The 21960-nt window shown below is 74.2% G+C and carries 16 protein-coding genes; 1 reads left to right on the top strand and 15 read right to left on the bottom strand.

What is annotated here, in order from left to right; genetic code table 11:
- Positions 1–25: 25 nt before the first annotated feature.
- The 8 genes from tmk to bldG all read right to left on the bottom strand — a co-directional run bounded on the left by tmk (position 26) and on the right by bldG (position 13547).
- On the bottom strand, positions 26–3361 hold the full coding sequence (tmk, locus tag AB0K92_RS04215; RefSeq protein WP_365919209.1) for a dTMP kinase: 3336 nt from the start codon (positions 3359–3361) through the stop codon (positions 26–28).
- A 189-nt stretch (positions 3362–3550) separates the two neighbouring features.
- Positions 3551–6445: a type I DNA topoisomerase gene (topA, locus tag AB0K92_RS04210; RefSeq protein ID WP_365919207.1), complete on the bottom strand. Its 2895-nt coding sequence runs from the start codon at positions 6443–6445 to the stop codon at positions 3551–3553.
- 260 nt (positions 6446–6705) lie between these two features.
- Positions 6706–6903 (bottom strand): hypothetical protein, encoded by a 198-nt coding sequence (locus tag AB0K92_RS04205; RefSeq protein WP_365919205.1) that lies wholly within the window; start codon positions 6901–6903, stop codon positions 6706–6708.
- A gap of 388 nt (positions 6904–7291) precedes the next feature.
- A complete protein-coding gene (locus AB0K92_RS04200; protein ID WP_365919203.1) occupies positions 7292–8818 on the bottom strand; it encodes a class I SAM-dependent methyltransferase in 1527 nt (508 codons plus the stop codon).
- 223 nt (positions 8819–9041) lie between these two features.
- A complete protein-coding gene (locus AB0K92_RS04195; protein WP_365919201.1) occupies positions 9042–9638 on the bottom strand; it encodes a small secreted protein in 597 nt (198 codons plus the stop codon).
- Positions 9639–9827: 189 nt separating this feature from the next.
- Positions 9828–12260: a sodium-translocating pyrophosphatase gene (locus AB0K92_RS04190; RefSeq protein WP_365919199.1), complete on the bottom strand. Its 2433-nt coding sequence runs from the start codon at positions 12258–12260 to the stop codon at positions 9828–9830.
- A 399-nt stretch (positions 12261–12659) separates the two neighbouring features.
- Complete coding sequence (locus AB0K92_RS04185) at positions 12660–13094, bottom strand: ATP-binding protein (RefSeq protein ID WP_365919197.1); 435 nt, start codon at positions 13092–13094, stop codon at positions 12660–12662.
- Positions 13095–13205: 111 nt separating this feature from the next.
- The gene (gene bldG / locus AB0K92_RS04180) at positions 13206–13547 is read right to left on the bottom strand and encodes an anti-sigma factor antagonist BldG (RefSeq protein ID WP_006132569.1); all 342 of its coding nucleotides are present in this window, start codon (positions 13545–13547) and stop codon (positions 13206–13208) included.
- 81 nt (positions 13548–13628) lie between these two features.
- Between bldG and AB0K92_RS04175 the strand changes: the two genes are divergently transcribed.
- Positions 13629–16145, top strand: coding sequence for a DEAD/DEAH box helicase (locus tag AB0K92_RS04175; protein WP_365919195.1), 2517 nt, complete (start codon positions 13629–13631; stop codon positions 16143–16145).
- Positions 16146–16191: 46 nt separating this feature from the next.
- Here the strand turns inward: AB0K92_RS04175 and AB0K92_RS04170 are convergent, their stop codons facing one another.
- The 7 genes from AB0K92_RS04170 to ssd all read right to left on the bottom strand — a co-directional run bounded on the left by AB0K92_RS04170 (position 16192) and on the right by ssd (position 21643).
- On the bottom strand, positions 16192–16602 hold the full coding sequence (locus tag AB0K92_RS04170) for an Rv3654c family TadE-like protein (RefSeq protein WP_365919193.1): 411 nt from the start codon (positions 16600–16602) through the stop codon (positions 16192–16194).
- Positions 16599–17069: a TadE family type IV pilus minor pilin gene (locus AB0K92_RS04165; protein ID WP_365919191.1), complete on the bottom strand. Its 471-nt coding sequence runs from the start codon at positions 17067–17069 to the stop codon at positions 16599–16601. Before AB0K92_RS04165 ends, AB0K92_RS04170 begins: the two co-directional genes overlap by 4 nt.
- Positions 17056–17274 (bottom strand): DUF4244 domain-containing protein, encoded by a 219-nt coding sequence (locus AB0K92_RS04160; RefSeq protein ID WP_365919189.1) that lies wholly within the window; start codon positions 17272–17274, stop codon positions 17056–17058. The genes AB0K92_RS04165 and AB0K92_RS04160 overlap by 14 nt, the downstream gene beginning before the upstream one ends.
- 56 nt (positions 17275–17330) lie before the next feature.
- A complete protein-coding gene (locus tag AB0K92_RS04155) occupies positions 17331–18128 on the bottom strand; it encodes a type II secretion system F family protein (protein ID WP_365919187.1) in 798 nt (265 codons plus the stop codon).
- Positions 18125–19006, bottom strand: coding sequence for a type II secretion system F family protein (locus AB0K92_RS04150; RefSeq protein WP_365919185.1), 882 nt, complete (start codon positions 19004–19006; stop codon positions 18125–18127). The genes AB0K92_RS04155 and AB0K92_RS04150 overlap by 4 nt, the downstream gene beginning before the upstream one ends.
- Positions 18999–20243, bottom strand: coding sequence for a TadA family conjugal transfer-associated ATPase (locus AB0K92_RS04145; RefSeq protein WP_365919404.1), 1245 nt, complete (start codon positions 20241–20243; stop codon positions 18999–19001). Before AB0K92_RS04145 ends, AB0K92_RS04150 begins: the two co-directional genes overlap by 8 nt.
- A 296-nt stretch (positions 20244–20539) precedes the next feature.
- The gene (ssd, locus tag AB0K92_RS04140; RefSeq protein ID WP_365919183.1) at positions 20540–21643 is read right to left on the bottom strand and encodes a septum site-determining protein Ssd; all 1104 of its coding nucleotides are present in this window, start codon (positions 21641–21643) and stop codon (positions 20540–20542) included.
- Positions 21644–21960 lie beyond the last annotated feature (317 nt).

The following is a 21960-nucleotide window of genomic DNA, read 5'->3' as shown; positions in this document are numbered from 1 at the left end:
TGGGGCGGGCTCAGCGGCCCGGGGTTCAGCGCCCCCGCCCCCGGCCGCGACCGCCCCGGCGGCCCTCGTCACCGTGCTCGTCGTCCCGCGGCCCCAGCAGCTCGTCCGCCAGCGTCGGCAGATCGTCCAGCGGGGTCTCCTCCGCCCAGTCCGGCCGCGCCCGTCGCTGGGCGGCGCCGTCGGCGTCGACCTGCGGCAGCTCGCGCGTACGGTCGTCCGAGCCGTCGGGCCCGGCGCCGCTACGCCCGCCACGCTCGGCGCGCGCGCCGGCCTCGCCACGCGATCCACCCTCGCCACGCGCGCCACGCTCGGCCGGCTCGTCGCGGAAGAAGCCCGGCGGGACCCGGTCCACCGGGCTCTCGCCCGGCACCGGGGGCAGCACCGCGGTCTCGTCCGCCGCGCCCGGCGTGACCGGAGGCAGCACGGCCGTCTCGTCGGCGGCGCCCGGCACGACCGGCCGCAGCACCGCCGTGTCGTCCGCGGCGCCCGGCACGACCGGCGGCTGCGGCAGCTCGGCCGTCACCTCGGAGTCGGGGTCGCGCCGCGCGGTGTCGCGGCGCCCCGCGTCACGCGGGGCGGCGGCCGGCCTGGCCGTGTCGCCGTCCCGTACCGGCCGCAGCACCGTCGTCGCGTCGTCCACGCCGGCGGGAGCGCCGGGCTTCGCGTCCGGGTTCACCACGGGCGTCGGCACGGTCAGCGCCTCCGACGGGGGCGGGGTGACCTCGGGGCGGACCGGCTTGGGGCCGGCCTGCGCGGCGGCCGCCGCCTGCTCGGCCGCCCGGCGGGCCTCCTCGGCCCGCAGCAGGGCCTCCTCCGCCTTGCGCTGCTTCTCCAGCCGCAGCGCCTCGGCCTCGGCGCGCAGCCGGGCCTCCTCCTCGGCCTGCCGGCGGCGGCGTTCCTCCTCCGCCTTGCGGCGGGCCTCCTCCTCCGCGCGGGCCTTCTCCTCGGCGAGCAGCCGCTGCCTCTCCTCCTCGGCGCGCCGGCGGGCTTCCTCGGCCCGCCGCCGGGCCTCCTCGGCCTGCCGTTCGGCCTCGCGCCGCTGGGCCTCCTCCAGCTCGCGCCGCTTGCGCTCCTCCTCCTCGGCGCGCAGCCGGGCGAGCTGTTCCTGGCGCTCACGCTCCAGGCGCTCCTCCTCGGCCTTGCGGGCGGCCTCTTCCTCGGCCTTGCGCCGGGCCTCCTCCTCGGCCTTGCGGCGCGCTTCCTCGCGGGCCTCGATCTCTGCCTGGGACAGCGGCAGCACCTGGTCGAGCCGGGCGCGGATGACGGTGGTGACGGCCTCGGGCTCCTGCCCGGCGTCGACCACGAGGTAGCGCCCGGGGTCGGACGCGGCGAGGGTCAGGAAGCCGGAGCGCACGCGCGCGTGGAACTCGGCGGGCTCGGACTCCAGCCGGTCCGGCGCCTCGGTGAACCGCTCGCGGGCAATTTCCGGGGCGACGTCCAGCAGCACGGTCAGGTGCGGGACGAGCCCGTTGGTCGCCCAGCGGTTGATCCGGGCGACCTCCGTCGGGGACAGGTCGCGGCCCGCGCCCTGGTAGGCCACCGAGGAGTCGATGTACCGGTCGGAGATGACGACCGCGCCGCGCTCCAGCGCGGGCCGCACCACGGTGTCGACGTGCTCCGCGCGGTCCGCGGCGTACAGCAGCGCCTCCGCGCGGTGCGACAGTCCGGCGCTGGAGACGTCGAGCAGGATGGACCGCAGCCGCTTGCCGACCGGGGTCGCGCCGGGCTCGCGGGTCACCACGACCTCGTGGCCCTTGGCGCGGATCCACTCGGCGAGTGCTTCGGCCTGGGTGGACTTCCCGGCGCCGTCGCCGCCCTCCAGGGCGATGAAGAAACCGGTCGGGGCGGGCGCCTGCACCGGGTCGTCGCCGCCGAGGACCGCGTCGCGCAGGTCGTGCCGCAGCGGTACGCCGGAGCGGTCGTCGAGCTTGGCGAGGACCAGCGCGGCCACCGGCAGCAGCAGCGCGCCGGTCAGCATCAGCGTGAACGCGGCGCCGCCGTGCGCGAAGACGAACTTGCCGCTCTGCAGCCGGTGCGGCCCGATCAGCGCCGCCACCAGGGGCGCGATCAGCGCGCCGAGCGCCACGAGGACGCGGACCACGGCGTGCAGGTGCTCGGTGATGCGCGGGCGCCGGTACTCCTCGGTCTCCAGGTCGAGCAGCGCGTGCCCGGTGTGGGCCGCCATGCCCGCCCCGGCACCGGCGAGGGCGACGATCAGCAGCACGGTGGTGACGTCCGGGACCAGCCCGGCGGCCAGCAGCGCGAGGCCGGTGAAGGCGATGGCCAGCGCGAGCATGCGGCGCCGCGACAGCGACACCAGCACCTTCGGCGCCGTACGGACACCGGCGGCGACGCCGCCGGTCAGCGCGAGCACCAGCAGGCCGTAGAGCACCGGACCGCCGCCCAGGTCCTTGGCGTGCAGCACGGACACCGCGACGGCCGCCGCGATCGCGCCCGCGACGGCGGCGCAGGCGAGCACCAGCAGCGGGATCGCTCCGGTGCGGCCCTTGTCGGCGCCGGTGCCGGTCTTCGGGCGGCGCAGGCCCTCCAGCGGCGACCGCGCGCGCGGGGTGCGCACCGCGGGCAGCTGCAGGAACGTCAGCACGGACAGGGACGCGGCGAACAGGCCGGCCGCGACGTACGAGCCGAGGGCCGCCTGGTGGGCGGCGAACCAGTCGGCGCCGGCGCCGAGGAGGTTGCCCAGCAGGGAGGCGGCGACCAGCGCGGCCGCCGCGAGGGGAATCGCGAGGAAGCCCGTGCGCAGCGACAGGCGGCGCAGGGCGTCCATGTGGTCCGGCAGCGGCCGCACCGCGGCGCCCTCCGGCGGCGGGGCGGGCAGCAGGGCGGGCGCGGCGCTCTCCCGGCACACCGTCCAGAACCGCTCGGCGACGCCGGTGACGAAGACGGTGACCAGGAGGACGGCGAGCGCGTCGTCCGGCGTCCAGTCGATCCACAGCGGCGCGATGATCAGCAGCGCGGCCCGCAGGCCGTCCGCGCCGACCATCGTCCAGCGGCGGTCGAGCGGGCCCTCGTGGGCGGTGAGCGAGGTGAGCGGGCCGAGGAGGACCGCGCCGAAGAGCAGGGTGGCCAGGACGCGCACCGCGAAAACGGTCGCCACTGCGAACGCCACGCCCCGGTAGCCGCCGCCGAAGGAGCCGCCCGCGACGGCCGCCTGGAGGACGAGCAGGACCAGCACGAGAAGAGCGAGGACATCGCCGACCCCGCTCACCAGATGCGCGCTCCACAGCCGTTTGAGCTGCGGCTCGCGCAACAACGAGCGGACGGCGCGCTCGCGGGAGTCCGCGACCAGCGCGTCGTCGGGGTCCGGGTGAGGGGCCGTTGGCTGCTCGGCTCGCGTCATGCGTTCAGCCTATCGGGCCGCGCCGACACTCCGGGGCGCACACCCGAACGCCCGCACGCCCCTACGCCCGATCGAGCCCCGATCCCGTTGGTTTCGCGAACGCCGGACGGGGAAGCCCCCCATCCGGCGCGCGTCCATCCGGCGCCCGTCCGGCGCCCGTCCCATCCGGCGCCCCTCCGGCCGGCCCGCTCAGTCCTCGGACGTCGCCTGCGACGACGAGGCCGCCGACGCCGCCGTCGCCTTCTTCGCGGCCGCGGCCGTCTTCTTCGCGGTGGCCGTCTTCTTGGCCGCAGTGGTCTTGGTCGCCGTGGTCTTGGCGGCCGTCGTCTTCTTCGCCGCCGTGGTCTTCTTCGCGGCGGTCTTCTTCGCGGTCGTGGTCTTGGCCGCGGCGGTCTTCTTCGTGGCCGCCTTCTTCGCCGTCTTCTTGGCGGGCGCCTTGGCCCGCTTCTCGGCGAGCAGCTCGAAGCCGCGCTCCGGCGTGATCGTCTCGACGCTGTCGCCGGAGCGCAGGGTCGCGTTGGTCTCGCCGTCGGTGACGTACGGGCCGAAGCGGCCGTCCTTCACCACGACCGGCTTTCCGCTGACCGGGTCCTCGCCCAGCTCCTTCAGCGGCGGCTTGGCGGCCGCGCGGCCACGCTGCTTGGGCTGGGCGTAGATCGCCTGCGCCTCCTCCAGCGTGATCGTGAAGAGCTGGTCCTCGGACTGCAGGGAGCGCGAGTCCGTGCCCTTCTTCAGGTACGGGCCGTAGCGGCCGTTCTGCGCGGTGATCTCCTGGCCGTCGGTGTCGGTGCCGACGACGCGCGGCAGCGACATCAGCCTCAGCGCGTCCTCCAGGGTCACCGTGTCCAGCGTCATCGACTTGAACAGGGACGCGGTGCGCGGCTTGACCGCGTTCTTGCCGGTCTTCGGGGTGCCCTCGGGGAGGATCTCCGTGACGTACGGGCCGTAGCGGCCGTCCTTGGCGACGATCGTGTGGCCGGTGGCCGGGTCGACGCCCAGTTCGAAGTCGCCGCTCGGCTTGGCGAGCAGTTCCTCGGCCAGCTCGACGGTCAGCTCGTCGGGCGCCAGGTCGGCGGGGATGTCCGCGCGCTGGTGGCCGTCGGTGTCCTTCTCGCCGCGCTCGATGTACGGCCCGTAGCGGCCGACCCGCAGCACGATGTCGTTGCCCACCGGGAACGAGGACACCTCGCGGGCGTCGATCGCGCCCAGGTCGGTGACCAGTTCCTTCAGGCCGCCGAGGTGGTCGCCGTCGCCGTTCCCGGCGTCGGCGGCGGCGCCCGCGACGGTGCCCTCGCCGAAGTAGAACCGCTTCAGCCACGGCACGGCCTGCGCCTCGCCGCGCGCGATGCGGTCGAGGTCGTCCTCCATCTTGGCGGTGAAGTCGTAGTCGACGAGCCGCCCGAAGTGCTTCTCCAGCAGGTTGACCACGGCGAAGGACAGGAAGGACGGCACGAGGGCCGTGCCCTTCTTGAAGACGTAGCCGCGGTCGAGGATCGTGCCGATGATCGACGCGTACGTCGACGGACGGCCGATCTCGCGCTCCTCCAGCTCCTTGACCAGGCTGGCCTCGGTGTAGCGGGCCGGGGGCTTGGTGGCGTGGCCGTCGGCGGTGATCTCCTCGGCGGACAGCGGGTCGCCCTCGCTCACCTGCGGCAGCCGGCGCTCGCGGTCGTCCAGCTCGGCGTTCGGGTCGTCGGCACCCTCGACGTAGGCCTTGAGGAAGCCGTGGAAGGTGATCGTCTTGCCGGACGCGCTGAACTCGACGTCCCGGCCGTCGGCGGCGGTGCCGCCGATCTTCACGGTGACGGAGTTCCCGGTCGCGTCCTTCATCTGAGAGGCGACGGTCCGCTTCCAGATCAGCTCGTACAGCTTGAACTGGTCGCCGGTCAGACCGGTCTCGGCGGGCGTGCGGAAACGATCACCCGAGGGGCGGATCGCCTCGTGCGCCTCCTGCGCGTTCTTGACCTTCGCGGCGTACGTGCGCGGCGTGTCCGGCAGGTACTCGGCGCCGTACAGCTGGGTGACCTGGGCGCGCGCGGCGGCGATCGCCGTGTCGCTCAGCGTCGTGGAGTCCGTACGCATGTACGTGATGTAGCCGTTCTCGTACAGCTTCTGCGCGATCTGCATCGTCGCCTTGGCGCCGAAGCCGAGCTTGCGGCTGGCCTCCTGCTGGAGGGTCGTCGTACGGAACGGCGCGTACGGCGAGCGGCGGTACGGCTTGGACTCGACGGACCGGACGGAGAAGCGGGTGCTCTCCAGCGCGGCGGCGAGCGCGCGGGCGTTCGCCTCGTCGAGGTGCAGGGTGTTCGCGCTCTTCAGCTGCCCGAGCGAGTCGAAGTCACGGCCCTGCGCGACACGCCGGCCGTCGACCGTCTGCAGCCGCGCGACCAGCGACGACGGGTCGGACGGGTCCCCCGCGCGGCCGGTGGAGAAGGTGCCGGTGAGGTCCCAGTACTCGGCGGAGCGGAACGCGATGCGCTCGCGCTCCCGCTCGACGACGAGCCGGGTCGCCACCGACTGGACGCGGCCCGCCGACAGCCGCGGCATGACCTTCTTCCACAGCACCGGCGAGACCTCGTAGCCGTACAGGCGGTCGAGGATGCGGCGGGTCTCCTGGGCGTCGACCAGCTTCTGGTTGAGCTGGCGCGGATTGGCGACGGCGGCCTGGATCGCGGCCTTGGTGATCTCGTGGAAGACCATCCGCTTGACCGGGACCTTGGGCTTCAGCACCTCCTGGAGGTGCCAGGCGATGGCCTCGCCCTCGCGGTCCTCATCGGTGGCGAGGTAGAGCTCGTCGGACTCCTTCAGGAGGTCCTTGAGCTTCTTGACCTGGGCCTTCTTGTCGGCGTTGACCACATAGATCGGTTGGAAGTCATGGTCGACGTCCACACCGAGGCGGCGGACCTCACCGGTGTACTTCTCCGGCACCTCCGCGGCGCCGTTCGGAAGGTCGCGGATGTGCCCGACGCTCGCTTCGACTACGTAGCCGGGGCCGAGGTAGCCCTTGATCGTCTTCGCCTTGGCAGGCGACTCGACGATGACGAGTCGGCGGCCGCCCTGTGCGGTCTCGCTGGTCGGGGACAACTTCGCTCTTCTCTCCGGTCGACGCTGGGGCCTCCCCAGGCCTTCTCGTTCCCGGGGTCGGGTGGTGGTGACGCTGCGGAGTGTGACGGTACATCCCGCCCCGTTGTCAAACGGGAAAAGCCCGCAACGGCCACTCGAACGGTAACCCGACTTCCGTCATTCCTGCCGCCCGGAGTGTCCATCGCTGTTTTCCGGCCGAACCGGAGCGAAGACCTCCTCCTCACCGGCTCCTCACCGGCGAAGCGCCCCTTCCATCATGCTCACACCCGGGTCAAGCACCAGGCCCCGACGACGATCGCGATCACCGCCACGGCGCTCGCGGCGGCCGCCGATGCGACCGGACTCACACCGTGGGCGACCGGCTGCCGCTGCCGCGTCCGCACCCCGGTCCACACCAGCAGTACCGCTCCGAACAGGGCGAACACCATCCCCGCGAAGATCGCCGACGCGCTCTCCATCACTCCCCGTCCCCCTCCTTCTCCGACCGCGCGTGCCCCGCCGCCCGGAGGCTGCCACGCGCGGACTGCGGGGAGGCGAACCCGCGGTGAACGCCGGACCGACGGCAGGGCGGCGGCGCCGTGGCGAGAGGGCGGGCGGGGGCGGGGAGGGCTCCGCGCGGTGCCGGAGACGCCGGATGCGGATGTTTTTCCGGCCGACTTTTTCCGCGGGTCCGCTGCGGTGGGTGGCGGGGGCGGCCCTTCTGCAGGGGGGACGTGGGCCGTGTCTGGCCGTGGGCGTCTCGGCTCGCCTGCGGCAGTCGGCGTCTCGGCTCGCCTACGGCCGCCGCCGCTGCTGCCACTTACGCCGCGGCCACGGCGACCGCGGCCTCCGCGGCTTCGCCCCGCCTCACGCCGGCTCCAGGAACCCCTGCTCCACCAGCAGCCGGATCTGTGCGGGCGTACGGTCGCGCAGCGCGACCGGGTCCTCTCCGACGAGCTGGGCGATGGCGTCCAGAATCCGTCCGGCGGTCAGCGTGCCATCGCACACGCCTGCGAATCCCGCGGCCACGGTGTCGACCTTGGTCGCCCGCCGCATCCCGCGGTTCTGCCGCAGCACGACGTGTTCGGGGTCCTCCGCGCCGGGCAGTCCGACCTGCTCCTGGACCACCTCGGCGGCGAGCCGGAAGCGCTCCTCCAGCAGGGCCGCGTCGTCGCGCGACCGCAGGTGGTCGATGCGGGCGAAGTGCGCGCGGACCGTCTCCCCGAGCGGCTGTTCGACCGGATGCGGCCACTCCTCGACGGTGATCACGGGCTCGGCGGAGGCCGTCCGGCGCAGGGTGATCCAGCCGAAGCCCACGCCCCTCACCTTGCGCGCCTCGAACTCGTCCAGCCAGGCGTCGTACCGCGCGGCGTACTCCGCCGGGTCGCCGCGGTGGTCGCCCGCGTCCCGCAGCCACAGCTCGGCGTACTGCGTGACGTCCTGCACCTCGCGCTGCACGATCCAGGCGTCGCACCCGCGCGGCACCCACGAGCGCAGCCGGTCCTGCCAGTCCTCCCCCTCGACGTGCTGCCAGTTCGCGAGGAACTGCGCGAAGCCGCCCTCGTTGAGCCGCTCCCCCGCCTGCCGGACGAGCGTGCGGCACAGGTCGTCCCCGCCCATCCCGCCGTCGCGGTAGGTCAGCCGGGCGCCCGGCGAGATCACGAAGGGCGGGTTGGAGACGATCAGGTCGAACGTCTCCCCCTCCTTCACCGGCTCGAACAGCGAGCCCTCCCGCAGGTCCGCGGCGGGCGCGCCGGACAGCGCGAGGGTGAGCGCGGCGATGTGCAGGGCGCGCGGGTTGACGTCCGTGGCGGTCACGCGCGTGGCGTGCTGCGCGGCGTGCAGCGCCTGGATGCCGGAGCCGGTGCCGAGGTCGAGGGCGGCGGCGACGGGCGTACGCACGGTGATCCCGGCCAGCGTCGTCGAGGCACCGCCGACGCCGAGCACGACGCCCTCGTCGCGGCGGCCGATCCCGCCCGCGCCGCCGACCGCGCAGCCCAGGTCGGAGACGATGAACCAGTCCTCGCCGGCGGGTCCGCCGTAGGGCCGGACGTCCACGGTGGCGGCGACCTCGTCCTGGCCGGCGCGCTGCAGCCAGCCGCTGTCCAGGCAGTCCTCGAGCGGCAGTACGTCCGCCACGCGCGCGTACGGCACGGGCTGCTGCAACAGGAACAGCCGTACGAGCAGTTCCAGCGGCGTGTCCCCGCGGGTGGCCCGGAGCGCGGGCACGGTCTCGCTGCGGGCCAGCGCCGCGTACGCGGAGGCGCCGAGCAGGTCGAGCAGTCCGTCGGCGGTGAAGGAGGCCCCGAGCAGGGCCTCCCGCAGCCGGGCGGCGACCTCCGGGCGGTCGGTGGCGGGCAGAGGGGACGGCGAGGAGAGGCTGGCGTTGCTCACCACCCCATTGTGTCGGCTCCCACCGACAACGCACGCGCGCCGGCACGGCAGTCGGGCCCGCGCGCCCGTGCGACAGTCAGCCCGGCGCGTCCGTGCGGCAGTCGGACCCACGCATCCGTGCGGCAGTCAGCCCCGCGCGCCCGTGCGGCACTCGGACCCACGCGCCCGTACGGCACTCGGCCACGCGCGCGTGCGCCGGAATCCGGCCCGTCCGCCCTGCCGGTCAGCCCTGCGCCGCAGACGGCGTCGCCGACGCGGACGCCGACTTGCAGCTCTGCTGCTTGGCCATCGCCTGGCCGACCTCGCCCTCCTCCAAGGCCTTCAGCGCGTCGCTGCCGGTCTTGCCGAGCTTCTTCATCTCGGCGGCGACGTCCTTCAGACCGGCGGCGAACTTGGCCTGGTCCTTGGTGTTGAGCGCGTCGACCTGCTCCTTCAGGGAGCCGTAGGAGGCCGAGATGGCGTTCAGTTCCTTGACCGCGTCCTGCTGCTTCTTCTTGCCGTCCTCGACGTTGGGCGGACCGGCCTTGGTGATGACGCCCCCGATCGCCTTGTAGGCGTCGGCGATGTCCTGGAAGGCCTTGGAGTCGGCCTGCTGGACCTCGGCCGGAGTGCTGCTGTCCGAGGTCTCCTGCTGGATCGCGGCGTTGGCGGCCTTGATGGTCGTCGCCTGCGCCCGCAGCTCGTCGCAGACCTGCTTGGCCCAGGCGTCCAGCTCCTCGTTCCCGTCGTCGCCGGTGCATCCCGACAGCGCCAGTACCAGTACCGCACCGCCGGACAGTGCGGCCGCGAGCTTGTTGTTCACCGGTTTGGTCCCTTCCATGGCTCTCGGCCCCGGAACATACACGCCACCCGGGTGACACCCACACGGTCAACGCCCTTTATGAGACTGAATGTCAGCATTCGCACCAAGCGAGAGAAGGCTCACGGCGAGGAAGAGAACGCAACGGACCGGGCGGATGGCGCGTCCGCGCGCCACCCGCCCGGTCCGGGGCAGGGGAGGTCCGGCCGGCTACGGAACCGTCGCCGCGTCCGGCGACTTGGAGCCGGAGCCCGCACCGCCCGCGTCACCCTCGTCGCCCGCGTCGCCCATCGTGATCCCGCGCCGCTTGGAGACGTACACCGCCCCGACGATCACCAGGAAGGCGACCACCGCGACCAGCACCCGCACGCCCAGGTTCTCGTCGACGCCGTAGGAGAACTTGATGACCGCCGGCGCGATGAGCAGCGACACCAGGTTCATCACCTTCAGCAGCGGGTTGATCGCCGGGCCCGCGGTGTCCTTGAACGGGTCGCCGACCGTGTCGCCGATCACCGTCGCGGCATGCGCGTCACTGCCCTTGCCGCCGTGGTGGCCGTCCTCGACCAGCTTCTTCGCGTTGTCCCAGGCGCCGCCGGAGTTGGCGAGGAACACCGCCATCAGGGTGCCCGCGCCGATCGCGCCCGCCAGATAGGCGCCCAGCGCGCCGACGCCCAGCGTGAACCCGACGAAGATCGGCGCCATCACCGCGAGCAGGCCCGGCGTGGCCAGCTCCCGCAGCGCGTCCTTCGTGCAGATGTCGACAACCTTCCCGTACTCCGGTTTCTCGCTGTAGTCCATGATCCCCGGGTGTTCGCGGAACTGCCGCCGCACCTCGAACACCACGGAACCCGCCGAGCGCGACACCGCGTTGATGGCCAGTCCGGAGAAGAGGAAGACGACCGCCGCGCCCGCGATCAGGCCGACGAGGTTGTTGGGCTGCGAGATGTCCATCGCCAGGGTCAGCGGCGCGCCCTCGCCGGTCAGTCGCTCGCCGACGTCGCGCGCGCCGGTCGTGATGGCGTCCCGGTACGACCCGAAGAGCGCCGCCGCGGCGAGCACGGCCGTGGCGATGGCGATGCCCTTGGTGATCGCCTTGGTGGTGTTGCCGACGGCGTCCAGGTTGGTGAGCACCTGCGCGCCCGCCCCGTGGACGTCACCGGACATCTCGGCGATGCCCTGCGCGTTGTCGGAGACCGGCCCGAAGGTGTCCATCGCGACGATCACACCGACCGTGGTGAGCAGTCCGGTGCCGGCCAGCGCCACCGCGAACAGCGCCAGCATGATCGACGTACCGCCGAGCAGGAAGGCGCCGTAGACGCCGAGGCCGATCAGCAGGGCGGTGTAGACAGCGGATTCGAGGCCGACCGAGATACCGGCGAGGACGACGGTGGCGGGGCCGGTGAGCGAGCTCTTGCCGATGTCCCGCACCGGGCGGCGGCTGGTCTCGGTGAAGTAGCCGGTGAGCTGCTGGATGACGGCGGCGAGCACGATGCCGATCGCCACCGCGACCAGCGCGAAGATCCGCGGGTCGCCGTCCTTGGCCAGGATCGCCTCGTCCGTCACCCCGTCCAGCTCGGAGTACTTCCCCGGCAGATAGACGTAGACCGCGACCGCGACCAGCGCGAGCGAGATGACGGCGGAGAGGAAGAAGCCGCGGTTGATCGCGCTCATCCCGCTGCGGTCGGCGCGTCGCGGGGCGACCGCGAAGATGCCGATCATCGCGGTGATCACACCGATCGCGGGGACGAGCAGGGGGAACGCCAGCCCGGCGTCACCGAACGCCGCGGTCCCCAGGATCAGCGCGGCCACCAGGGTGACGGCGTACGACTCGAAGAGGTCGGCCGCCATGCCCGCGCAGTCGCCGACGTTGTCGCCCACGTTGTCGGCGATGGTCGCGGCATTGCGCGGATCGTCCTCCGGAATGCCCTGCTCGACCTTGCCGACCAGGTCGGCGCCGACGTCGGCGGCCTTGGTGAAGATGCCGCCGCCGACCCGCATGAACATCGCGATCAGCGCCGCGCCGAGGCCGAAGCCCTCCAGCACCTTCGGCGCGTCCGCCGCGTAGACCAGCACCACACAGGAGGCGCCCAGCAGACCGAGCCCGACCGTGAACATGCCGACGACGCCGCCGGTACGGAAAGCGATCTTCATCGCTTTGTGCGAGACCGCGGTGAGATCCTTTTCCGGCTCGCCCGCCGCGGGGGTCGCCTCACGGGCCGCGGCCGCCACCCGCACATTGCTGCGCACGGCGAGCCACATGCCGATATAACCGGTGGCCGCGGAGAACGCCGCACCGATCAGGAAGAACACCGACCGCCCGGCACGCTGATTCCAGTCGTCCGCGGGCAGCAGCATCAGCAGGAAGAACACGATCACGGCGAATACGCCGAGTGTGCGCAACTGCCGGGCCAGATAGGCGTTGGCGCCCTCCTGGACCGCCGCCGCGATCTTCTTCATGCCGTCGGTGCCCTCGCCGGCCGCGAGCACCTGGCGCAGCAGCGCCCCGGCGACCAGCAGGGCAGCCAGCGCCACCGCGCCGATGACCACCACCATCGCTCGGTTTCCATCGGTGAGCACCGCGGCCGCGAGGGCTGTGGAGTGATCCAGCTGATCGATCTGACCGGGAGAAGAAAGCCCCGCCATTCGTCCTCCTTGACGCTTGGGCTGAGCTCAAGATGTGGACGGATTCTAGAGATCTGTTCCGGATCAAAACAGTACGCGGGAAACGGAATCGGTACACCCCGGCGGACTCCGGGTAATGGCCCGAAAGCATTCCGATCGAACTGCGGGCAGCATTCTGCGCCATTCGGGTGATCGGAAATGGATCGTGAATTCCTTCACGCATTGACGAACTCGTCGCGCGTCCCCGTGGGGCCTGTGGCCGGCCGTCCGGGAAAACAGCGAGGGCCCTGCTGAGCAGGGCCCTCGGGTGTCGTGCGAACCGCGTGCGCGTCAGTGACAGGCGCGCGCAGTGTCAGGGAAGCGCCGCCGCGTGTCCCGCGCGTCAGGGGATCACCGCGCGCCTCAGGGGAGCACCGCGGCTCAGGGGAACACCGCGGTGGGCGGGGGTGTGGTCGGCCAGGTCATACGGATGGAGCCGCCGTCCGCGCTCGTACTGACCTTCACGTCGTCGACGAGGCCGCTGATGACCGCGAGGCCCATCTCGTCCTCCTCGGCCTCCACGTCGGCGTCCACGGCCGTTCCGGACGCCGCGCCGGGGGTTGCGTGCGGTGCCTCGTCGCCGACCTCGATGGAGAACTGCTTCTCCTCCTCGATCAGCAGCACCCGCACCGGCGCGGTGATGCCGCTGTTCAGGTGCAGCCCCACCGCGCGGGAGCAGGCCTCGCCGACGGCGAGCCGCACCTCGTCGAGGACGGCCTCGTCCACTCCGGCCTTACGGGCGACGGAAGCGGCCACCAATCGGGCGGTCCTGACATGTCCGGGGACCGCACTGAAGCGGAGCTCAACGGTGGCCATGCATCCCCCTCGGAGCTTCGGGCGTGCTGTCGGAAGGCCCGGGCCGCCGGAAGCCCGGACCCCCTTCGGTTCCACTCTGGTGGTCCGGGCTCAGCCGCCCGGACCCACGGGTCAGTCGGTGGCCGCCACCGCCTCCTCCACCGAGGTGTGGATCGGGAACACCTTGGTGAGGCCGGTGATACGGAAGATCTTCAGAATGCGCTCCTGGTTGCAGACCAGGCGCAGGGAGCCCTCATGGGCACGCACCCGCTTCAGGCCGCCGACCAGCACGCCGAGCCCGGTGGAGTCGAGGAAGTCCACGCCCTCCATGTCGACGACGAGGTGGAAACTGCCGTCGTTCACCAGCTCGACCAGCTGCTCGCGCAGCTTGGGCGCGGTATATACGTCGATTTCGCCACCGACCCTGACGATCGTGCGATCGCCCACGGTCTCGGTCGACAGGGACAGGTCCACGGATCCTCCAGCACCTTGCTATCGAGCGGTCGTCGTCGGGGCATCTCGGCTTTCGGCCCCCAAGACGCTTCGCCAGCCGCGATGGCATTCAATCACTTACCGGCAGGCGTGCACGACGCCTTGGTCCCATTGTCCGTCACGCCAGTGACACACTCGGAGCCGATGGCCGAGAATCACCGATCCGATCGACCCCCGACGGACCCCGTGTCCCGCCTCGCGCCGGGCACGGTCCTGGACCGGCTGGCCTCGGGGCCGAGCCGGGCTTCGCGCATCACTCATACGGAGCACTTGCCCCCACGTGAGGGTCGCCATGCCGTCTGGCCGGACCGGATCCGTCCGGAGGTCGTCGCCGCGGTGCGGGCGGCGGGCGTGGAGCACCCGTGGGCCCACCAGGCACGCGCCGCCGAGCACGCCCTGGACGGCGACTCGGTCGTCGTCGCCACCGGCACCGCCTCGGGGAAGTCCCTGGCGTATCTGGTCCCGGTGTTCTCCACCCTGCTGGACGGTTCCGAGGCCCCGAACGGCCGCGGCGCCACCGCCCTCTACCTGGCCCCCACCAAGGCGCTCGCGGCAGACCAGTGCCGCTCGGTGAAGGAACTTTCACAACCTCTGGGCCATGCCGTCCGGCCGGCCGTGTACGACGGCGACACGCCGTACGAGGAACGCGAGTGGATCCGCCAGTACGCCACCTACGTCCTCACCAACCCCGACATGCTGCACCGCGGCATACTGCCGTCCCACCCGCGCTGGGCCTCCTTCCTGAAGGCGCTCAAGTACGTCGTGATCGACGAGTGCCACACCTACCGCGGCGTCTTCGGCTCCCACGTCGCCCAGGTGCTGCGCCGGCTGCGCCGCCTGTGCGCCCGCTACGGCGCCGACCCCGTCTTCCTGCTGGCCTCCGCCACCGCCGCCGAGCCCGCGGTCGCCGCCCGCCGGCTGACCGGGGTGCCGGTCGTCGAGGTCGCGGACGACGCCTCCCCGCGCGGGGAGCTCGTCTTCGCCCTGTGGGAGCCCCCGCTCACCGAGATGCAGGGCGAGAAGGGCGCCCCGGTCCGCCGTACCGCAACCGCCGAGACCGCCGACCTGCTCACCGACCTCACCCTCCAGGGGGTGCGCTCGGTCGCCTTCGTCCGCTCCCGGCGCGGCGCCGAGCTGATCTCGGTCATCGCCCAGGAACGGCTCACCGAGATCGACCGCTCGCTGGCCCGGCGTGTCGCGGCCTACCGGGGCGGCTACCTCCCCGAGGAACGCCGCGCCCTGGAACGCGCCCTGCACTCCGGCGAACTCCTCGGCCTCGCCGCCACCACCGCCCTGGAGCTGGGCATCGACGTGTCCGGCCTCGACGCGGTCGTCATCGCCGGCTACCCCGGCACGCGCGCGTCCCTGTGGCAGCAGGCCGGCCGCGCGGGCCGCGCCGGGCAGGGCGCCCTGGCCGTCCTGGTGGCCCGCGACGACCCGCTGGACACCTTCCTGGTCCACCACCCCGAGGCCCTGTTCGACCGGCCCGTGGAGTCCACCGTCCTCGACCCCGACAACCCGTACGTCCTCGCCCCGCACCTGTGCGCCGCCGCCGCGGAGCTGCCGCTGACCGAGGACGACCTGGCGCTGTTCGGACCGGAGGCTGAGGGGCTGCTGCCGCAGCTGGAGGCCGCGAAGCTGCTGCGCCGCCGTACCAGGGCCTGGCACTGGACCCGCCGGGAGCGGGCCGCCGACCTCACCGACATCCGCGGCGGTGGCGGCCGCCCCGTGCAGATCGTCGAGGCCGGCACCGGCCGGCTGCTCGGCACGGTCGACGAGGCCGCCTCGCACGCCGCCGTCCACGAGGGCGCCGTCCACCTCCACCAGGGCCGCACCTATCTCGTCCGCTCGCTCGACCTGGACGACTCGGTCGCCCTGGTCGAGGAGGCCAACCCGCCCTACACCACGGTCGCCCGGGACACGACGACCATCTCCATCCTGGAGACCGACACCGAGATCCCCTGGGGCCAGGGCCGCCTCTGCTACGGCTCCGTCGAAGTCACCAACCAGGTCGTCTCCTTCCTCCGCCGCCGCATCATCACCGGCGAGGTCCTCGGCGAGACCAGACTCGACCTCCCTCCTCGTACGCTGCGCACCCGCGCGGTGTGGTGGACCGTCACCGAGGACCAGCTCGACGAGGCCCGCGTCAACCCGGAGATCCTCGGCGGCGCGCTGCACGCCGCCGAGCACGCGTCGATCGGCATGCTCCCGCTGTTCGCCACCTGCGACCGCTGGGACATCGGCGGCGTGTCGGTCCCGCTGCACCCCGACACCCTGCTGCCGACGGTCTTCGTCTACGACGGCCACCCCGGCGGCGCGGGCTTCGCCGAGCGCGCCTTCCACACCGCCCGCGCCTGGCTGACCGCCACCCGCCAGGCCATCGCCTCCTGCGAGTGCGACGCCGGCTGCCCGTCCTGCATCCAGTCCCCCAAGTGCGGCAACGGCAACGACCCCTTGCACAAGCGGGGCGCGGTACGGCTCCTCACGGTGCTGCTCCGGGGGGCACCGGAGGAGAAGCCGCCGGGCGCGGAGGGGCCGGAGGAACCGGAGGAACCGCCAGCGGGGGCGGGAGGCTCGTAGGGCTTCGTGGCGCGTGCCGTGCGGCCACCCGGCCGAAGAGCCCGGCTCACCCCCGCCCGGCCGGGGCCGCCGGCAAGGTCCCCGCCGGAGCCGGGAGGCCCGGAACCGTCCCCGGCGGGCCCGCCCGGGACCGCACCTCCGCCGTGAAGGGCGCCGGGCCCGCCGCCACCGACACATCGGAGATCTCGCCGACGAGCACGCACCGTACGAGCCGGGTGCCCTGGGCCCGGGCCACCCGGTCCGCGCGGGCGCAGGCTTCGGCGGTGCCGCGTGTCCAGTGGCCGGCCGCCGCCAGGGCGGCGAGATCCGCGCCGCCCGCCGCGCGGTGCCGGGCCACGACGGCCTGCCCGAGGGCGAGCACCACAGCGAACACCACGCACAGCACGGCGATCGCCCCCACGCTCCACACGGTGGCCGACCCCCGGTCGTCCCCGCAGCGGCGGCCCAGGCTCCTCATGACCCTCCTCCCCCCATCGACGGACCCGGCACCGACGGGCCCGGCACCGACGGGCCGGGTGCCGCCGGGCCGGGTGCCGCCGGGCCCGGCTCCCACGGGCCCGGCGTCGACGCTTCCTCCACCGACGCCACGGCTTCCTCCCGTACCTCGAACGGCAGATCGCCCAGCACCGGCGGTGCGACGGCCACCACGACCCTGACCCGGTCCCCCTCCCGGGCGACCGTGACCTTCGCGCCGCGCGGTGCCGCCTCGCGGGCCACCGCGACGACCGCGTCGGCGGAGTCCTGGCGGGCCGCCGCACGGGCGCCGGTGCGGGCCGCGTCCACGCACTGGATCTGCGCGGCCATCACCAGCAGCCCCCACACCAGTGCCATCGCGACCGCCACCAGCACCGGGAGCACCACGGCCGACTCCGCCGTCACGAACCCGTCGTCCCGGTGCGCCCCGCGCCGCTCACATCCGCGCATCGAGGGCCTGCTTCACGATGCTCTGCAGCTCCGCACTGACCTGGCCGCTGGTCACTACCTTGTAGAGCACCACCGCGAAAGCCGCCGCCGCGACGATGCCCACCGCGTACTCGGACGTGACCATCCCGGCGTCCTTCCGGGCACCGCCCCTCCCGCGTACCAACCTCACCAGGGCCCGCATCCGTGCCCGTACCACCTTGCTCATACCGATCTCCTTCAGAGTCTTCCTGCCTGTCCTCGCCGTCGCCGGGCCGTCGCCGCTCATCCACCACCCCCGCCCAGCACCTCGCCCGCCATGCCGATCACCACGGGCAGGACGCCGACCGCGAGGAACGCGGGCAGGAAGCACAGCCCCACCGGTGCCGTGACCAGGACCGCCGCGCGCCGGGCCCGCACCGTCGCGGAGCGCGCCCAGCCCGCGCGGGCGTCGGCCGCGAGCCGGGCGGCCGGCCCGGCGGCGGGCATCCCGGAGACATCGGCCCGCTCCAGCAGCCGTGCGAGGCCCCCGGCGCCGGGCAGCGCGCTCAACGCCCGCCACGCCTCGGCGGGTTCACCACCCAGCCGCACCTCCGCCGCGCCCCTCGCCAGCGCCTGGCCGACCGGCCCGCCCAGGGCCTCCCCCACGGCCTGCGCGGCCGTCACCGGGGCGGCACCGGCGGCGACGCAGGCGGCCACCAGGTCGGCGGCCAGCGGCAGTTGCCGGGCCGCCGCGCGGACGTCGGGCACCCCACGGGCCGCCGCGCCGGCCGCCGTCCGCTGCTCTCGCCGGCGCCACCGCCGCAGCGCCACCGCCGCCAGCAGACCCACCAGGGCCCCCGGTACGCCGCCGACCAGCACCCATCCGGCCGCCGCCACGGCCACGCCGGGCAGCAGGCGCCGTACCGCGCCCGGCACGTCCGCACGCCGTCTCGGCGCCCGGATCTCCGGGGCCGGCAGGCCGGCCAGCCGTCGCCGCACCCGGCGCCGGTGCCGCACCGCGGCCACCCGTCCCACGAGCCACCCGAGCACCAGCGCCGTCCCCAGCAGCACCCCCAGCCTGTGGACGACTTCCGCGCTCACGACGCCTCCTCCGCTCCCCGGACGATCCGCAGCACCCACCACACGCCGACGCCCTCCAGCACCGCGCCGAGCACGAGACACCCCAGTCCGGCCCCGGTGTGCAGCAGCACGTGCAGCGGGTCGGCGCCGAGCGCGGTGCCCAGCAGCAGGCCCAGGACCGGGAGCGCGGCGAGCATCGCCGCGGTGGCGCGGGCGCCGGACAACTGGGCGCGCAGCTCAAGGCGCTGGTCGCGTTCGGCGCGCAGGGCCGCTTCCAGGCGGTCGAGTCCGGCCGCGAGTCCCGCGCCGTGGTCCACGGCGACCCGCCAGCACGCGGCGAGTCCCAGCAGCCCGTCGGCCCCCGGCCGGCGGGCCGCCGCCGCGAGCGCGTCCGGCACCTCGCCGCCGAACCGGGCCGCCGCCAGCACCGCCGCCTGGGCGTCGGCGAGCCCTTCGGTGTCCCGCGCGGCCCGCAGCAGCGCCTCGCCCGGCTGCCGCCCGGCCCGCACTTCCCCGGCGAGCGCCCCGCACAGGGCGATCACCGCGTCCCCCCGGTGTTCCCGGTCCCGTCGCGCCTCCCGGGCCCGTCGCGCCCGGCGCAGCAGCGGCACCCCGGCCGCCCCCGCGACGACCGGCACCACCGAGGCGCCCAGCACCGCGAGCAGCAGTCCGGCGACCACCGCCCACCACTCGGGCCTCAGCCGCCCGCGCACCCGCCGCGGGAGCGCCGCCCACCGCCTCGGCACGGGTGGCGGCCCGGTGCCCACCACGCCGCCGCCGGCGAGCAGCAGCCGCGCCCGCCGGGCCCCCGCGTGGGGCCCGCCCATCACCCAGGCCGCGGCCCCCGCGCACAGCACCGCCGCACTCATCGCCGTCTCTCGCACAGCCGAATCACCCATCTCCCACCAGTCCCTCGGTCGCTACGACCGCCTCACGTACGCCTCTTGCGCGCTCCCCGCGCGCCACCCGCTGATCACCGCTCTCCTCTCTCCACTCGTCCCGCAGCAGCTCCCGCAGCCGCTGCCAGCCGCGCTCGCGGACGAACCCGGAGGCGCTCCAGCGCAGCGCCGGCACCGTGCGCACCAGCCCGGACGGGTCCCGCTCCAGCACGCGCACCTCGGCGATCCGGCGCCGCCCGGTCCGGTCGCGCACCAGGTGCAGGACGACCGACAGCGCCGCCGCCAGCTGGCTGTGCAGCGCGGCCCGGTCGAGCCCGGCGGCGGTGCCCAGCGCCTCCAGCCGGGCCGGCACGTCAGCGGCGGCGTTGGCGTGGACGGTGCCGCAGCCGCCTTCGTGGCCGGTGCTCAAGGCGGCCAGCAGGTGCACCACTTCGGCCCCGCGCACCTCTCCCACGACCAGCCGGTCGGGCCGCATCCGCAGCGCCTGGCGCACCAGGTCCTCGAGGGTGACCAGGCCCGCGCCCTCCTGGTTCGCGGGCCGGGTCTCCAGCCGGACGACGTGGGGGTGGTCCGGCCGCAGCTCGGCGGAGTCCTCGGCGAGCACGATCCGCTCCCCCGGCCCGACCAGCCCCAGCAGGGCACTGAGCAGGGTGGTCTTCCCGCTGCCCGTACCGCCGCTGATCAGGAAGGACAGCCGGGCCCGCAGCAGCGCGCGCAGCACCCGGTCCCCGCCCGGCGGCACGGTGCCCGCCGCGACCAGTTCGTCCAGCGTGAACGCGCGCGGCCGGATCACCCGCAGCGCCAGGCAGGTGCAGCCGACCGCGACCGGCGGCAGCACCGCGTGCAGCCGGGTGCCGTCGGGCAGCCGGGCGTCGACCCAGGGGCGGGCGTCGTCCAGCCGCCGCCCGGCCACGGAGGCCAGGCGCTGCGCGAGCCGCCGTACGGCGCCCGCGTCCGCGAAGGCCACCGACGTCAGCTCCAGACCGCCGCCGCGGTCCACCCACACCCGGTCGGGCGCCGAGACCAGGACGTCGGTCACCGACGGATCGGCGAGCAGCGGCTCCAGCGGTCCGCTGCCGACCAGCTCGGACCGCAACCGCGCGGCCGTGCCCAGGACTTCGGCGTCACCGAGCACCCGCCCCTGCTCACGCAGCGCCTGCGCCACCCGCGCGGGCGTCGGCTCGGCCCCGTGCTCGGCCAGCCACTGCCGCACTCCGTCCAGCAGCGGCACGGACAGGGTCACCGCCCCGCTTGGCCCCGCCCCAGAGGACCCAACGCCGTACGCGCCCCCGTGCCCACGGCCGGCCTCACCGCCGCCATCGCGGTCGTACCCGCCCCCGTATCCGTCGCCGTATCCCCCACTCAAGCCACCCCGGCCACGCACACCCCCGCCACGACCCACACCGTTCACCTCACGCACGCCCCCGCCACGACCCACACCGTCCGCACCACGCACGCCCCCGCCGCTCATGCCGCCTGGGCCACGCACGCCCCCTCCGCTCACATCACCCCGACCGCGCACGCCCCCGCCGCTCACGCCGCCCCCGCCTCGGCCAGCGCCCGCTCCCAGAACTCCTTGCAGAACCGCGCCAGCGGTCCGCGGCCGGCCGCGGCGGGCGGCTCCCTGCCCTCGACCGCGCGGGAGAGCCCGGACTCGACCGGCACTTCCCCGGCGAGGGGCAGTCCGAGCAGGCAGGCCACCTCGCGGTCGTCGAGTCCGGGGGCGTACGGCCCGCGGACGGCGACCCGCAGATCGCGCAGCACCATGCCGACGGCGGAGGCCACCCGGCCGGCCGCCGCCACCGCACGCAGCTCGGCGGGGACGACGAGGAGGCCGATGTCGAGCTGGGCGAGGACTTCGGCGACGCCGTCGTCGATCCGGCGGGGCAGGTCGACCACCACCGTGCCGCCGCGGCGCCGCGCTGCGGCCAGCACCGCCCGCACCGCCTGCGGGGCGATGGCGAGGCAGTCGCCCCGGTCCCAGCTGAGGACCCGCAGCGCGTGCAGCTCCGGCAACGACTCCTCCAGGGCCCCGCTCCCGACCCGGCCGCGCGAGGCGGCGAAGGCGGGCCAGCGCAGCCCTTCGGCGGTCTCGCCGCCGAGGAGGACGTCGAGCCCGCCGCCGAGCGGGTCGGCGTCCACCAGCAGCGTGCGCAAACCCTCCCGCGCGGAGGTGACGGCGAGGGCGCACGCGAGCGTGGAGGCGCCGGCGCCGCCCCGGCCGCCGATGACGCCGACGGTGAGAGCGGGCCGGCCGACGCCCTCGGCGACGTCGGCGATGCGGTCGACCAGCCACTGCTCGCCGTCGGGCAGCATCAGGACGTGGTCGGCGCCGATCTCCACGGCGCGCCGCCACACACCCGGGTCGTCCTGGTCCCGCCCGACCAGCACCACTCCGCCTCTGCGCGGGGCGCCGCGCACCCGCCGCGCGGCGTCGTCGCCGACCAGGACGAGCGGGGCCGCCTCCCAGCCGCCGCCGCGCTCGGGCGGGCCGTGGCGGACCTCCGGTGTGGCTCCGGCCGCCGCGCACAGCCGCAGCAGGTCGTCGAGGAGATCGGTGTCCTCGGTGACGATCAGCGGCCTGCCCGGCCGCCCGCCGGCGGCGGACGGCTTCTCGTGTGTGATGGTTCCGGCCATGGCGGATGTCCCCCTTCGCTGCCCGATGGCGTCGCCGGCGGACCTCGGCGGCCCGCGCAGGCGACGGATGAAGAACCGGTGATCCGGCCGCCCATATGAGCGGAGCGACGGAAACCGGCCATACGCACACCGCAAACGGAACCGGCCTGGAACTCGCCGGAGCGATGCGCATGGGAAACACGATGCGGCGAACACGGAAATGATGTGGATCTTGGTCGAAAACTGTGGACAACCCGATCCCTGTGAATATCGCCATCACCCATACCGGTGAGCCGCGAGCACCCGCGCGTCATCTCCTGTGCGACTTCCACAGAGCA

This window comes from Streptomyces sp. NPDC052687 (genome assembly GCF_040678395.1).
In the GTDB taxonomy this organism is placed as follows: Bacteria; Actinomycetota; Actinomycetes; order Streptomycetales; family Streptomycetaceae; genus Streptomyces.
Note: the sequence above shows the minus strand (reverse complement) of the source record. Positions and strands in the feature narration are given on the sequence as shown.